The 12,498-nt window shown below is 72.1% G+C and carries 9 protein-coding genes; 4 read left to right on the forward strand and 5 right to left on the reverse strand.

From position 1 onward, the window contains the following. Positions 1-3: 3 nt before the first annotated feature. Positions 4-906 (forward strand): LysR family transcriptional regulator, encoded by a 903-nt coding sequence (locus tag ACZ58N_RS08970; RefSeq protein ID WP_471157191.1) that lies wholly within the window; start codon positions 4-6, stop codon positions 904-906. 69 nt (positions 907-975) lie between these two features. Here ACZ58N_RS08970 and pepN read toward each other — a convergent pair whose 3' ends face one another. After that, positions 976-3,558 carry an aminopeptidase N gene (pepN, locus tag ACZ58N_RS08975; RefSeq protein ID WP_471157193.1) on the reverse strand — a complete coding sequence of 861 codons (2,583 nt, stop codon included), beginning with the start codon at positions 3,556-3,558 and terminating at the stop codon, positions 976-978. 139 nt (positions 3,559-3,697) lie between these two features. Here pepN and ACZ58N_RS08980 point away from each other — a divergent pair, with 139 nt between their 5' ends. Next, the gene (locus ACZ58N_RS08980) at positions 3,698-4,207 is read left to right on the forward strand and encodes a DUF1203 domain-containing protein (RefSeq protein ID WP_471157195.1); all 510 of its coding nucleotides are present in this window, start codon (positions 3,698-3,700) and stop codon (positions 4,205-4,207) included. Between the two features lie 108 nt (positions 4,208-4,315). Here the strand turns inward: ACZ58N_RS08980 and ACZ58N_RS08985 are convergent, their stop codons facing one another. The 3 genes from ACZ58N_RS08985 to ACZ58N_RS08995 all read right to left on the reverse strand — a co-directional run bounded on the left by ACZ58N_RS08985 (position 4,316) and on the right by ACZ58N_RS08995 (position 9,879). After that, positions 4,316-5,347: an aspartate-semialdehyde dehydrogenase gene (locus tag ACZ58N_RS08985; RefSeq protein ID WP_471157197.1), complete on the reverse strand. Its 1,032-nt coding sequence runs from the start codon at positions 5,345-5,347 to the stop codon at positions 4,316-4,318. A gap of 346 nt (positions 5,348-5,693) precedes the next feature. After that, the gene (locus ACZ58N_RS08990; RefSeq protein WP_471157199.1) at positions 5,694-9,038 is read right to left on the reverse strand and encodes a S8 family serine peptidase; all 3,345 of its coding nucleotides are present in this window, start codon (positions 9,036-9,038) and stop codon (positions 5,694-5,696) included. A gap of 274 nt (positions 9,039-9,312) precedes the next feature. Then, positions 9,313-9,879: a CGNR zinc finger domain-containing protein gene (locus tag ACZ58N_RS08995; RefSeq protein WP_471157200.1), complete on the reverse strand. Its 567-nt coding sequence runs from the start codon at positions 9,877-9,879 to the stop codon at positions 9,313-9,315. Between the two features lie 190 nt (positions 9,880-10,069). Between ACZ58N_RS08995 and ACZ58N_RS09000 the strand changes: the two genes are divergently transcribed. Together ACZ58N_RS09000 and ACZ58N_RS09005 are read left to right on the forward strand one after the other, a co-directional pair. Further along, on the forward strand, positions 10,070-10,537 hold the full coding sequence (locus tag ACZ58N_RS09000) for a VOC family protein (RefSeq protein ID WP_471157201.1): 468 nt from the start codon (positions 10,070-10,072) through the stop codon (positions 10,535-10,537). A gap of 30 nt (positions 10,538-10,567) precedes the next feature. After that, positions 10,568-11,476 carry a pyridoxamine 5'-phosphate oxidase family protein gene (locus ACZ58N_RS09005; RefSeq protein ID WP_471157203.1) on the forward strand — a complete coding sequence of 303 codons (909 nt, stop codon included), beginning with the start codon at positions 10,568-10,570 and terminating at the stop codon, positions 11,474-11,476. On the opposite strand, the gene ACZ58N_RS09010 is transcribed toward ACZ58N_RS09005, so the two are convergent. Further along, positions 11,452-12,414 (reverse strand): hypothetical protein, encoded by a 963-nt coding sequence (locus ACZ58N_RS09010; protein WP_471157205.1) that lies wholly within the window; start codon positions 12,412-12,414, stop codon positions 11,452-11,454. The two genes, ACZ58N_RS09005 and ACZ58N_RS09010, sit on opposite strands and share 25 nt — an antisense overlap. Positions 12,415-12,498 lie beyond the last annotated feature (84 nt).

Here is a 12,498-nt window from a genome sequence, read left to right on the forward strand (position 1 = left end):
CCCATGACCGAGTGGGACATCAAGAAGCTGCGGATCCTGCGGACCCTGGCCGACCGGGGAACCGTCACCGCCACGGCCGAGGCGCTGCACATGACGCCCTCGGCCGTCTCGCAGCAGCTGACCAACCTCGCCCGGCAGCTCGGGGTGCCGCTGCTGGAGGCCCAGGGCCGGCGGGTCCGCCTCACCGACGCCGCCCACCTGGTCCTGCGGCACACCGAGGCCGTCTTCGCACAGTTGGAGCGGGCCGACGCCGAACTCGCCGGGTACCTGTCCGGGGAGGCCGGCGAGGTACGGATCGGGGCCTTCTCCACCGCCGTGCCCGTCCTGGTCGTCCCCGCCGTCGCCGCCCTGCGGCGCACCCACCCGGGGGTGGAGGTGCGGATCCGCGAGACCGAGGCCGCCGAGTCCTACGAGCTGCTGACCGCCGGGGCCGTCGACCTGGCGCTGTCCCTGGCCGCGCACGCGCCCGGCGCCCGCGACCCCCGCTTCAGCCGGATCACGCTGCTGGAGGACCCCCTCGACGTGGCCCTGCCACCCGGCCACCCGCTGACCGCCGCGCCCGCGCTACGGCTGGCCGACCTGTCGGGTGAACGATGGATCTACGGGGGCAGCGGCCCCTGGTCGGAGATCACCCGCAGCGCCTGCGAGGCCGCCGGGTTCGTCCCGGAGCAGGCCCACTCGGCCTCCGGATGGACCGCGATCCTGGCCATGGTGGAGGCCGGCATGGGAGTGGCGCTCGTCCCGCGCATGGTCACCGGCCGGGCGGCGGGGGTCACCGTACGGGTCCTCGCCCACGACCGGCCCGCCCGGCACGTCATCGCCGCGCTGCGCCGGGGCTCCGAATCGGCGCCCGCCGTGTCCCGCGTCCTCGCGGCCCTGCGCGGGACCGCGGGCGCGCTGCGCTGAACCCGGTCCGGACGCACCCGGCCTCCGCCCGGTGAACGGGGCGGGGGCCGGGGCCGGTCCGGGGCCGGGTCAGATGGCGGCGGCGCCCGCCGCCGCGTCGGCCTCCTGGGCCCTCAGGGCGCGCTCGACGCCCGACCGGGACTCCGACACCAGACGGCGCAGGCCCGCGTTCGGCTCGGCCGAGGCCAGCCAGGCGTCCGTCGCGTCCAGGGTCTCCTGCGAGACCTGGAGCGACGGGTAGAGGCCCACCGCGATCTGCTGGGCGATCTCGTGGCTGCGGGTGTCCCAGACCTCCTTGACCGCGGCGAAGTACTTCGCCGTGTACGGGGCGAGCAGCTCGCGCTGGTCGGTCTGGACGAAGCCGCCGATCACGGCCTCCTGCACCGCGTTCGGCAGGTCGCCGGACTCCACGACCGAAGCCCACGCGGCGGCCTTCGCCTCCGCGGTCGGGCGCGCGGCCCGGGCGGTCGCCGCGTGGCGCTCGCCCGCGGCCGTCGCGTCCCGCGTCAGCTCGGCGTCGATCGCCGCCTCCCCGACGAGGCCCGTCGCCACCAGGCGCTCCAGGAACGCCCACCGCAGCTCGGTGTCCACGACCAGGCCCTCGATCTCGGCCGTCCCGTCCAGCAGCGCCGCCAGGTAGGTCAGCTGCCCCTCGGTACGGGCGGTCGCCGCGAAGGCGCGGGCCCACGCCAGCTGGTGGTCACCGCCCGGCTCGGCGCCCCGCAGGTGCTCCAGCGTGGCTTCCGTCCAGGTGGCGAGGCCCTGCTCGCGCCACGCCGGGTCGGCGTACAGCTCGACGGCGAGCTTGACCTGGCGGTGCAGCGACTGCACGACGCCGATGTCCGACTCCTTGCCGATGCCCGACAGCACCAGCGCGAGGTAGTCGCGGGTCGCGAGCTCGCCGTCGCGGGTCATGTCCCAGGCGGAGGCCCAGCACAGGGCGCGCGGCAGCGACTCCGCGAAGTCGCCCAGGTGGGCGGTCACGTTGGCGAGGGACACCTCGTCCAGGCGGACCTTCGCGTACGACAGGTCGTCGTCGTTGAGCAGGATGACCGTCGGGCGGGCCCGGCCCACCAGCTCCGGCACCGCCGTGAGGCCGCCGTCGATGTCCAGCTCGATCCGCTCCGTGCGCACGAGCGCGCCGTCGCGCAGGTCGTACAGGCCGACCGCGATGCGGTGCGGACGCAGCACCGGCTCGCCCTTCGCGCCCGCGGGGAGCGCCGGGGCCTCCTGGCGGATCGCGAAGGCGGTGATCACGCCCTGCACGTCCGTCTCGACCTCCGGCCGCAGGACGTTGATGCCGGCCGTCTCCAGCCACGCCTTCGACCAGGCCGTCAGGTCGCGGCCCGAGGTCTCCTCCAGCGCGCCCAACAGGTCCGACAGGCGCGTGTTGCCGAACGCGTGCGCCTTGAAGTAGGCCTGCACGCCCTTGAAGAAGGCGTCCTTGCCGACGTACGCGACGAGCTGCTTGAGCACCGAGGCGCCCTTGGCGTACGTGATGCCGTCGAAGTTGACCAGGACGTCGTCCAGGTCACGGATGTCCGCCATGATCGGGTGCGTGGACGGCAGCTGGTCCTGCCGGTACGCCCACGTCTTCATGGAGTTGGCGAAGGTGGTCCACGCGTGCGGCCACTTCGAGCCCTCGGCGTCGGCCTGGCAGGCGATCGAGGTGTAGGTGGCGAACGACTCGTTCAGCCACAGGTCGTTCCACCACTCCATCGTGACGAGGTCGCCGAACCACATGTGGGCGAGCTCGTGGAGGATGGTCTCGGCGCGCACCTCGTACGCCGCGTCCGTCACCTTCGAACGGAAGACGTACTGGTCGCGGATGGTCACCGCGCCCGCGTTCTCCATGGCACCCGCGTTGAACTCGGGCACGAACAGCTGGTCGTACTTCGCGAACGGGTAGTCGTACGCGAACTTCTCCTGGAACCAGTCGAAGCCCTGCCGGGTCACGTCGAAGATCTCGTCCGCGTCGAGGAACTCGGCGAGCGAGGGACGGCAGTAGATGCCGAGCGGCACCGACTGGCCGTCCCTGCCCTCGTACGAGCTGTGCACCGCGTGGTACGGGCCCACGATCAGCGCGGTGATGTACGAGGAGATGCGCGGGGTCGGCTCGAAGGCCCAGACCCGGTCCTTCGGCTCCGGCGTCGGGGAGTTCGAGATGACCGTCCAGCCCTCGGGGGCCGTCACGGTGAACCGGAAAGTCGCCTTCAGATCGGGCTGCTCGAAGCTGGCGAACACGCGCCGCGCGTCCGGCACCTCGAACTGGGTGTAGAGATAGGCCTGCTGGTCGACCGGGTCGACGAAGCGGTGCAGGCCCTCCCCGGTGTTGGTGTAGGCGCAGTCGGCGACGACGCGCAGCTCGTTGTCCCCGGCGGCGAGGTGGTGCAGCGCGATCCGGGAATCCCGGAAGACGGCGGCCACGTCGAGCGACTTGCCGTTCAGGATGATCTCGTGCACGGCCGGCGCGACGAGGTCGATGAAGGTCTCGGCGCCGGCCTCGGCCGACCGGAAGCGCACGGTGGTCACGGACGGGTAGGTACCGCCCTCCTGCGCACCGCTGAGGTCGAGTTCGACCTCGTACGAGTCGACGGTGAGCAGCGCCGCGCGCTGCTGAGCCTCTTCACGGGTGAGATTCGTGCCAGGCACGCGGTCATCTCCTTTGATGGTGACGTAGCCCCGCCATCCTTCCACGAGGTCCGGGCCACCGCGGCGGAGTATCCCGCGGGCGAACGCGAGGTCCGATTTCGGCCGGCGCCGGGGGCGCCGGCGCAGCACGATCGCTGCCATGACCTCCTCCACCGTGCGACCCCGCGCCCTGCCCCTCGACCCCGCCGCCCTCGCCGAGCTGCGCCTGCGCGACGACGCCGGCCGGCCCTGCCTCCCGTACGAGGACCCCGAGGGCGGCGCCCCGCTGCGCTGCTGCCTGCGCCGCAGCCGGGCGGGCGAGCGCATCGCCCTGGTGTCCTACGCGCCGCTGCGCCGCTGGGCGGCCGGCTCCGGCGCGGACCCGGGGGCGTACGACGAACAGGGCCCCGTGTTCGTGCACGCCGATCCCTGCGCGGGCCCGCCGGAGGGCGACGGCCTGCCCTTCGGGACACCGGGGGCGCTGCGCGTCGCCCGGCGCTACGACGCGGCCGGTCGGATCCTCGGCGGCCGGGCGCTGGAACTGGGCGAGGAGCCCGACGCGGTCGTCGGGCGGGCGCTCGCCGAGGCCTTCGCCGACCCGGAGGTCGCCCTCGTGCACGTCCGGGCGGTGGAGTACGGCTGCTTCCTCTACGAGGTGCGGCGGCCGTGACACGGGGGGAGCGGCGGCCGTGACACCGGGGGAGGGGCGGGCGTGGAACGGGGGAGGGGCGGGCGCCGTACGTACGGCACCCGCCCCTCACGCGCCCGGAGGACCGGGTCAGCCCTGCCGCAGCTCCTCGGCGACGAGCTCCGCGATCTGCACCGCGTTCAGCGCGGCGCCCTTGCGCAGGTTGTCGTTCGACAGGAACAGCGCGAGGCCGTTGTCGACGGTCTCGTCCACGCGGATGCGGCCGACGTACGAGGCGTCCTTGCCGGCGGCCTGGAGCGGCGTCGGGATCTCGGACAGCTCGACGCCGGGGGCGTCCTTGAGCAGCTCGTAGGCGCGCTCGACGCCGATCGGGCGCTCGAAGCGGACGTTGACCTGGAGCGAGTGGCCCGAGAAGACGGGGACGCGGACGCAGGTGCCGGAGACCTTGAGCTCCGGGATCTCCAGGATCTTGCGGGACTCGTTGCGGAGCTTCTGCTCCTCGTCGGTCTCGAAGGAGCCGTCGTCGACGATCGAGCCCGCCAGGGGGAGCACGTTGAAGGCGATCGGACGCTTGTAGACGCCCGGCTCCGGGAAGTCGACGGCCCCGCCGTCGTGGGCCAGCCCGGCCGCGCCCTCGACCACGGCCTTGACCTGGCCGTCGAGCTCGGCGACACCGGCCACGCCCGAGCCGGAGACGGCCTGGTAGGTGGTGGCGATCAGGGCGAGGAGGCCGGCCTCGTCGTGCAGCGGGCGCAGCACCGGCATCGCCGCCATGGTGGTGCAGTTCGGGTTCGCGATGATGCCCTTGGGGCGGTTCTTGACCGCGTGGGGGTTGACCTCGGAGACGACGAGGGGGACGTCCGGGTCACCGCGCCAGGCCGAGGAGTTGTCGATCACGACGGCGCCCTGGGCGGCGACCTTCTCGGCGAGGGCCCTGGAGGTCGCGCCGCCCGCGGAGAAGAGCACGATGTCCAGGCCGGAGTAGTCGGCCGTGGAGGCGTCCTCGATGGTGATCTCCTGGCCCTCCCACTCCAGGGTCGAGCCCGCGGAACGGGCCGAGGCGAACAGCCGCAGCTCGTCCAGCGGGAACTTCCGCTCGGCCAGGATGCCGCGCATGACTCCGCCGACCTGTCCGGTGGCTCCGACGATTCCGACCCTCACGGTGACTCCTCTACGTATGTACGACGCGGGCGCGCGTGGAGCCATCATGCGTTCGACCCCACGAGCCTTGTCCAATCCATTGTCCGAGGGACGGACGGTGTCACGGACGTGAACCCCCGTGACGAACGCGCGAAGCGCGTGTTCCGCCGCCCTCGAACAGCCGTTTTGCCTGGTCGGTGGGGGTTGGCGTCCGGACTGTCGGGTCCGATATCCGGACACGCCGTGCCCTGTGTCGAACCCTGTGGCGGGGAGGACCACCGTGCGGGAGGCCGGGGAGGGGGGAAATGCCCGGAGGGGCGGTGCTCGTCATGAGCGCCGCCCCTCCGGTCGTGCCGGTCCTACCGGGTTACGGGAGGACCTTGTCGATCTGGACGCTGCCGGTGCCGGCGGCGGTGCCGCGGGCGTTGAGCAGCTGGACCTGGCCGAAGAACTGACGGCCCTCAGGGGCCGCGCTGTTGACCAGGACGTTCGCCGAGACCTGCGCCGAGGCGCCGGAGGCGAGGTTCACCGTGGCGGCCTCGTCGACCTGGACGGAGCCCAGACCGGCCGAGAAGAACACGTCGCGGTAGTCGTACGTGGTGGTGCCGGCCGGGATCGCGTAGCCGATGACCTTGATGCTGTAGGTGCCCGCGGCCGGCTTGAGCAGGCTCACGGCCTCCTCGGAGTCGCCGTCGGCGGCGGTGCCGACCTTGACGCCGTCCTTGTAGACCTCAAGGTCGAGGTCGGCGCCCGTGTCGGACGTCTTGCCGATGGCGACGTCGAGGCGGGAGACGCCCTCACCGATGGTGACCTCGGTGGTCTGGGTCTCCCCGGCGGCGATGGTCGGCTTGGCGACCTTCGCGGAGCCGAGCGGACCGCCCTGGAGCTTGCCGCCGGCGATGACCGCGGCGTCGTTCTTGACGGTCCACTGGACCGGCGCCGGGGTGCCCTGCTTGACCTCGGGAAGGACCTTGACCGCGGGGTCGAAGGAAGCGCCGAGGACGGACACGTCCAGCTTGTACGGGTTGTCGAGCAGCGGCGACGTACGACGCGACTCGACCTCGATCTCCCAGACGCCCGGGGTCGGCTCGGCGTACGAGCGCAGGTCCGGGCGGCAGGTGTTCGCCGGGTTGTCGTAGTTCGGGTAGCACTGGGTCGTCGCGCTGTCCTCGACGCCCAGACCGTACGGGTGGATCGAGATGAAGCGGGTCTGGCTGTCGGGCTTCAGACCGCCCAGGGCGACCTCAAGGGTCTTGGTGCCCGGGGGGACCGTCACGAAGTACGACTTGTGGCTGTTGCGCTGCACGGACGAGGTGTCGGACAGCGTGTAGGACGGCTTCGCCAGCGGGGAGGCCGCGACGACCGTCGCCAGGACCTGCTTGTCGATGCCCTCGGTGTTCGGGTCGTCGAGCTGCAGGATGCCGCTGTGGACGCCGGCCGACTTGACGTTGGCCTCGACCTTGATGGTGACGGGCTTGTTCAGCGGCAGGGTGACGTAGTCGTAGCCGCCGATGACCTTGAAGCTGCCGTCGTCGTTGCGCCAGCTGAGGTTGTGCCGGGTGCCGTACTTCACGCCGGTGGTGCGCGTGACGACGACGTTGTAGACCTTCTTCTGGCCGACCTTCAGACCGCCCTCGCGGTCGTAGATGCCGGTGCCGAAGCCGGGGGTCTTCAGGAACTGGTCGATCGCGGTGTCGACCGGGGCCTTGACCGTGAACTCCTCGGCCTTCGCGTCGCGCTGGATGGACTCCCACGCGGCGTTCACGTCGAGCAGGCCCGCGCCCTGGGCGTGCGCCGGGACGTCGTCGATCTTCTTGGCGGTGCTGGTCAGCGCGACCCGCAGGTTGGCCGGCTTCAGAGCGATGTTGCTCTGCTTGGCGGCCGAGATCAGCAGGGCGCCGGCGCCCGCCGCCTGCGGGGAGGACATCGAGGTGCCCTGGAGCATGCCGTAACCGGCCGGGAGGTTGTAACCGGCCTCCTTCACGGGCGCGCCGGGCAGCCAGGTCTGGATGGTGTTGATGGCCGAGCCGGGGGCGGTGATGGTCGGCGTGAAGCCGCCGTCCTCACGCGGACCGCGCGAGGAGAACGGGAACATGTTGTACTTCTTGCTCACGCCGGAGCCGTAGTTGGCGGCCCAGGTCTCCTTGGAGACCGCGGCACCCACGGAGATGACCTTGTCCGCGAGGCCGGGGTCGCCGATGGTGTTGACGCCGGGGCCCTCGTTGCCCGCCGAGATGACGAGCTGGACACCGTAGGTGTCGATGAGGTTCTTGTAGAGCTCGGAACGCGCGTTGTTGCCGTCGTTGAGCGCCGGCAGGCCGCCGATCGACATGTTGACGATGTCGACGCCGCGGTTCACGACGAGGTCGATCATGCCCTCGGTCAGCGCGACGTTGGTGCAGCCGCCGGACCAGGAGCAGGCGCGCGAGGAGACGAGCTTGGCGCCGGGGGCCTGGCCGTTCATCTGGCCGCCGAAGAGGCCGTTGGCGGCGGTGATGCCCGCGACGTGGGTGCCGTGCTCGGACTCGATGATGCCGACGTTGACGAAGTCGGCCTTCTTGCCGACCCAGTCACCGCCCAGCGGGTCCATCGGGACGTCCTTGCGGATCTCGATCACGAACGGGATGCGCTCGGCGACATCGGTCGCCGCGTTGTCCGTGCCGAAGTAGCCGATCTGGTTGCCGTCCTTGTACGGCTTCATCGGCTCGTTGTTCGTGAAGTCGCCGTCCTGGTCGGTGTCGACGCGGACGGTGCCGGCGGCGACGTCGTAGAGCAGGCCGAACCGGTCGGTGGTGTCCCCGTCCCGGTTGACGTCGCCCTTCATGTCACCGGTGGCGGTGATCGACTCGCTGAAGCGGCTCCACTGGAAGTTGCCCTCCGGGGCCTTCCAGCTCTGACCACCGGCGCTGAAGGTGCCGCCCGCGGCGGTGACGGGGGTGATCTGGGCGCGCCAGGTCCCGTCGTTGTCCGTGATCGGGTCGGTCGCCGTCACCCAGTCGACGATCTTGCGCTCGCCGGTGGTGGTCTTCTGCAGGGCCGGGTGACCGACGTCGACGCCCGAGTCCATGATGCCGATGGTCACGCCGCGGCCGTCGGCCTGCGGGTTGTTCTTGACGAAGTCCACCGAGCCCGTCTCGAAGGACGGGTTGTACGGGTTCTTCGCCGGGGTGTTCTTGTCCGGCGCCGCGTACGTCTCGGCCGCGGTCTTCTTGACCGTGCCGGTCTCCCGGTCGGCGTCCGGACGGGGGTCCGGACGCTGGATCTCGTGCCGCAGGTCGATGCCGTGGACGGAGTCCAGCTTGCCGGCGGCCTTCAGCGCGGCCTCGGCCTTGCCGGTCGGCAGGGTGGCGCGGACGTAGCCGAGCTTGTCGTACGTCCGACCCACCGAGGCGCCCTGGACGGCGCCCAGCTGGTCGGCGACCTGCTTGGTCTTCCCGGGGGCGGTGGCGACCATGACGGTGACGGTCGCGTCACCCTTGGCCTTGGCCTCCTGGAGCAGTTCGGCGTCCGCCGAACCGAGCTTCTGGTCGGCGGACTTGACCGGCGCGGAGGCCGGTCCCGTCCCCGGACCGTCGGCGGTGCCCACCGCGAAGGCGGGCATCGCACCGGTGGCGCAGAGGGCGGCCACGAGGCCCGCGGCCGCGGCGACGCGGGCCACGCGCCGGGTGCCCGGTATGGCCCCGTTGGTGGAGCTGGGGGAGTCGAGGGTCATCAGCATCCCTGGCTAAGTGAAAGATACGGTCCGGATTTCGGTGCCGGATGACCGGTCAGCTTTGCCGAAGTGACTGCTGTTTGGGGAGTGTTGTCATTGACCGAGACCTGACATGGCGGATACCCGCCGCCATGCAGTGCCCGCCAGGGGGCGCAAGGTAGGGCAGGCCGGGGCAATTCTCGGGTGTCTGCGAGTGGATTTATAGACTTTCCCGGCTCGCGGCAGGGTCGGAGCGGACTTCCGTCTTGCAGCGGGTGTGACAGATTCCGATCGTTCAGCGCACGCGCGTGCGCGCGTAATGGCGCGAGGCCTTGGCGCGGTTGCCGCAGGCGGCCATCGAGCACCAACGCCGGGTGCCGTTGCGCGAGATGTCGTGGAAGTGCAGCACGCAGGACTCGGCGGCGCACTTGCGGATCCGGTCCGGGCCGGCGACCAGCAGGTCCAGGTAGCTCCGGGCGGCGATCCAGGCGGGACCCCAGGCGGGATCGGCGAACTCGGCGCGCTCGCCCGGGCCTTCGGCCGTCAGGGTGGCCCGGATCCGGCCGTGTTCCAGCACGGCGTCGACCAGTGCGCGCGCCCCCTCGTCGGCCGGGTCCGCGACGGCGCGGGCCAGCGACTCGCGCGCGGTCAGCAGGTGCACCAGGGTCGCGGCGTCGGCCCTGAAGCGATCGGCCAGACCGACGCTCCCCAGCCAGACCGCGAGCCCTTCGACGCGGCTCAGCCCGAAGGCTCCGGCGAAGAGGTCGAGAGGCTCGCCGTCGACGACCCAGCGCGTGTTCAGCAGGTCGAGGGCGACCGGTTCCCCGACCAGCGGACGGGGGTCCGCCACCTGCGCCGTCATGCCGCCTCCTCGCGTCGCTAACCGCTCAAGGGTACGTGACCGGTTGACCACTCCGACTCTAACCCTTAATCTCGAATTGAAGGGTTAGAACGCATCGACAGTCCACACCACAGCCCACGGGCCTCGGCGCTCGAAGCCCTCGCAAGCTCGAACACCCGCATGCTCGGAAGCCTCGGGAAGGGAATGCACCATGACCGCCGCCCACACCGCCGTCGGCACGCTCCGCACCGGCCACATCGGCCTGAACGTCACCGATCTCGACCGCTCGCTCGCCTTCTACCGCGACGCGCTGGACTTCGCCCCGCTCGCGGAGGGCGCGGAGGAGGGTCGCCGTTTCGCCTTCCTCGGCCGGGACGGCGAGCTCGCCCTCACGCTCTGGCAGCAGGCCGAGGGGGGCTACCTGCCGGCCGCGGCGGGCCTGCACCACCTGGCGTTCACCGCCGGGGGCATCGAGGAGGTCCGGGCCTACGGGGAGCGGTTGCGCGGGCTGGGGGTCGACTTCGCCCATGAGGGCCTCGTCGCCCACGCCGAGGGAGCCGAGTCCGGCGGGATCTTCTTCCACGACCCCGACGGCACCCGCCTGGAGATCTCCGTCGCCACGGGCGCACAAGGAGCTCCCGCCCCGACGGGATCCGCTCCCACCTGCGGGTTCTTCTAGGGGCTGCGGACGCGGAAAGGGAGCACCGTCATGACGTACCACTGGGGTTCACTGGCCGTGCAGGAACGGGTCGGCGTGCGCGACCTCGCCGATCACGTCGGCCGCTCGATCGGCACCGACATCCGGGACGTGGCCGCGGCCTTCCTCGCCGCGCAGCCCCACCTCGTCGTCGGAGCCGCCGATGCCGCCGGTCGGGTGTGGGCCTCGCTGCTCACCGGCGCACCCGGTTTCGTACGGGCCACCGGGCGCACCCGGATCGTCGTGACCGGCGGCCTGCCGCAGGGCGACCCGCTGGAGCGGGCCCTGGCCGCCGCGGGTACCCGGGTCGGGACCATCGCCCTCGACCCGCGGACCAGGCGCCGGATGCGGCTGGGCGGGACCGTCGCGCCGGTGCCCGGCGGTTTCGCGGTCGAGGCGGACCGGGTCTTCGCGAACTGCCCGAAGTACCTGCAGAAACGCCTGCCGCTGGAGGTGCTCGCCGAGGGGGTCGGGATCGTCCGGCGCGGGGAGGCGCTCACCCCCGCCCAGCAGGCGTCGGTCCGCGACGCCGACACCTTCTTCGTGGCGACCGCGTCGCCGGACGGGGCCGACGTCAGCCACCGGGGAGGGTTCCCGGGTTTCGTCGAGGTGCTCTCGGCCACCGAGCTGACCTGGCCGGACTACTCCGGCAACGCCATGTTCCTGACCCTGGGGAACCTCGCGGCCGACGGGCGGGCCGGGCTGCTCCTGCCCGACTGGGAGGGCGGCGGCGTGCTCCAGCTGAGCGGGCGGGCCCGGACCGGCTTCGGGGCGGACGGGGCGCGGACGGTGCGGTTCACCGTGGAGTCGGTGGTGGAGGGCCTGCATCCGGGGCGGCTGCGCTGGAGCGCCCCGGAGTATTCCCCGGCCAACCCGCCGCTCGCGCGGCCGGTGCCTCACCGGGGGAGCACCACCAGATAGGCGGCGGGCTCGCGGTCGTCGGCGGCCGTCAGGGCGGTCCGGACGACCGTCGCCTGCTGCTCGGGCCAGTCCCGCAGCTTGCGGGGGGTCAGGTGCAGCACGGTCACCCCGAGTCGCTCCAGGGTCTCGCGCTTGCGGACGGCCTCCGACCAGTCCTCGTCGTCGTGCCGGCGCGGGGCGCGGGTGTCGATCTCGATGGCCACGGCCTGCTCCGGCCAGTAGGCGTCGACGCCGCCGAGGTGCGGGCCCCCCGGGAGCCGCAGGTCCACGTTCCAGACGGGCTCCGGCAGCTCGTGGCCCCGTACGAGCTGGTAGAGCCGGTCCTCCGCGATGGCCCGGCCCTCCGCCAGCAGGGCCTCGACGGCGTCCACGACGTGCGGCCGGTTCAGCAGCCGGGCCACCGTCAACTCCCGGACGATGGCGGCCGGCTCGCAGTGTCCGGCGCGGACGGCCTCGCTGAGGACGCGGCGCACGGTCGTGGCGTCGGACAGCTGCGACACCGCGTCGGCCACGGCCCGGGCCACCGGGGCCACGGGCAGCCCGGTCACCTCGACGGAGCGCGGCGGGGTGTGCGTGCGGATGATCCGTACGTCGCCGGTGGACCGCAGCCGCCGGGTGTTCGCCACGAGGACGTCGATGTGGGAGAGCCCCAGCAGGGCGGGGGTGGAGGTGAAGCGGTACAGGGCGAGGGCGGCCAGCCCGGTGATCATGACCTCGGCGCCGCCCCGACGGCCGGCGTACAGCAGGGCCGCGTGCAGCCGCTCCTCACTGGTCGCCGGACCGGAGTGGAGCAGGAAGACCCCGGGCAGCAGCTGCTGCCAGGGCCGCCCGGCGGCGTCGGAGGCGCTGACGCCGTGCTCGCGGAGCTGGGCCAGGGTCAGCACGCGGGGGCGGCTGGCGGTGAGGTGGGCGAGGGGGAGGGGCGCGTTCTGGTTCATGACGCGGTGATTCCCTCAGGCCATGGCCTTGCTAACCCCTGTTACACGCTCGTCGACAAATCCGGACAAGGCAGGGCTAAAGTA

This window comes from Streptomyces sp. NPDC040432, from assembly GCF_055595445.1.

Excerpts from the sequence above, each read along its gene's own strand:
- ACZ58N_RS08970 (WP_471157191.1), top strand. The coding sequence starts at position 4 with ATGACCGAGTGGGACATCAAGAAGCTGCGGATCCTGCGGACCCTGGCC.
- ACZ58N_RS08980 (WP_471157195.1), top strand. The coding sequence starts at position 3,698 with ATGACCTCCTCCACCGTGCGACCCCGCGCCCTGCCCCTCGACCCCGCC.
- ACZ58N_RS08990 (WP_471157199.1), bottom strand. The coding sequence starts at position 9,038 with ATGACCCTCGACTCCCCCAGCTCCACCAACGGGGCCATACCGGGCACC.
- ACZ58N_RS08995 (WP_471157200.1), bottom strand. The coding sequence starts at position 9,879 with ATGACGGCGCAGGTGGCGGACCCCCGTCCGCTGGTCGGGGAACCGGTC.
- ACZ58N_RS09000 (WP_471157201.1), top strand. The coding sequence starts at position 10,070 with ATGACCGCCGCCCACACCGCCGTCGGCACGCTCCGCACCGGCCACATC.
- ACZ58N_RS09005 (WP_471157203.1), top strand. The coding sequence starts at position 10,568 with ATGACGTACCACTGGGGTTCACTGGCCGTGCAGGAACGGGTCGGCGTG.
- ACZ58N_RS09010 (WP_471157205.1), bottom strand. The coding sequence starts at position 12,414 with ATGAACCAGAACGCGCCCCTCCCCCTCGCCCACCTCACCGCCAGCCGC.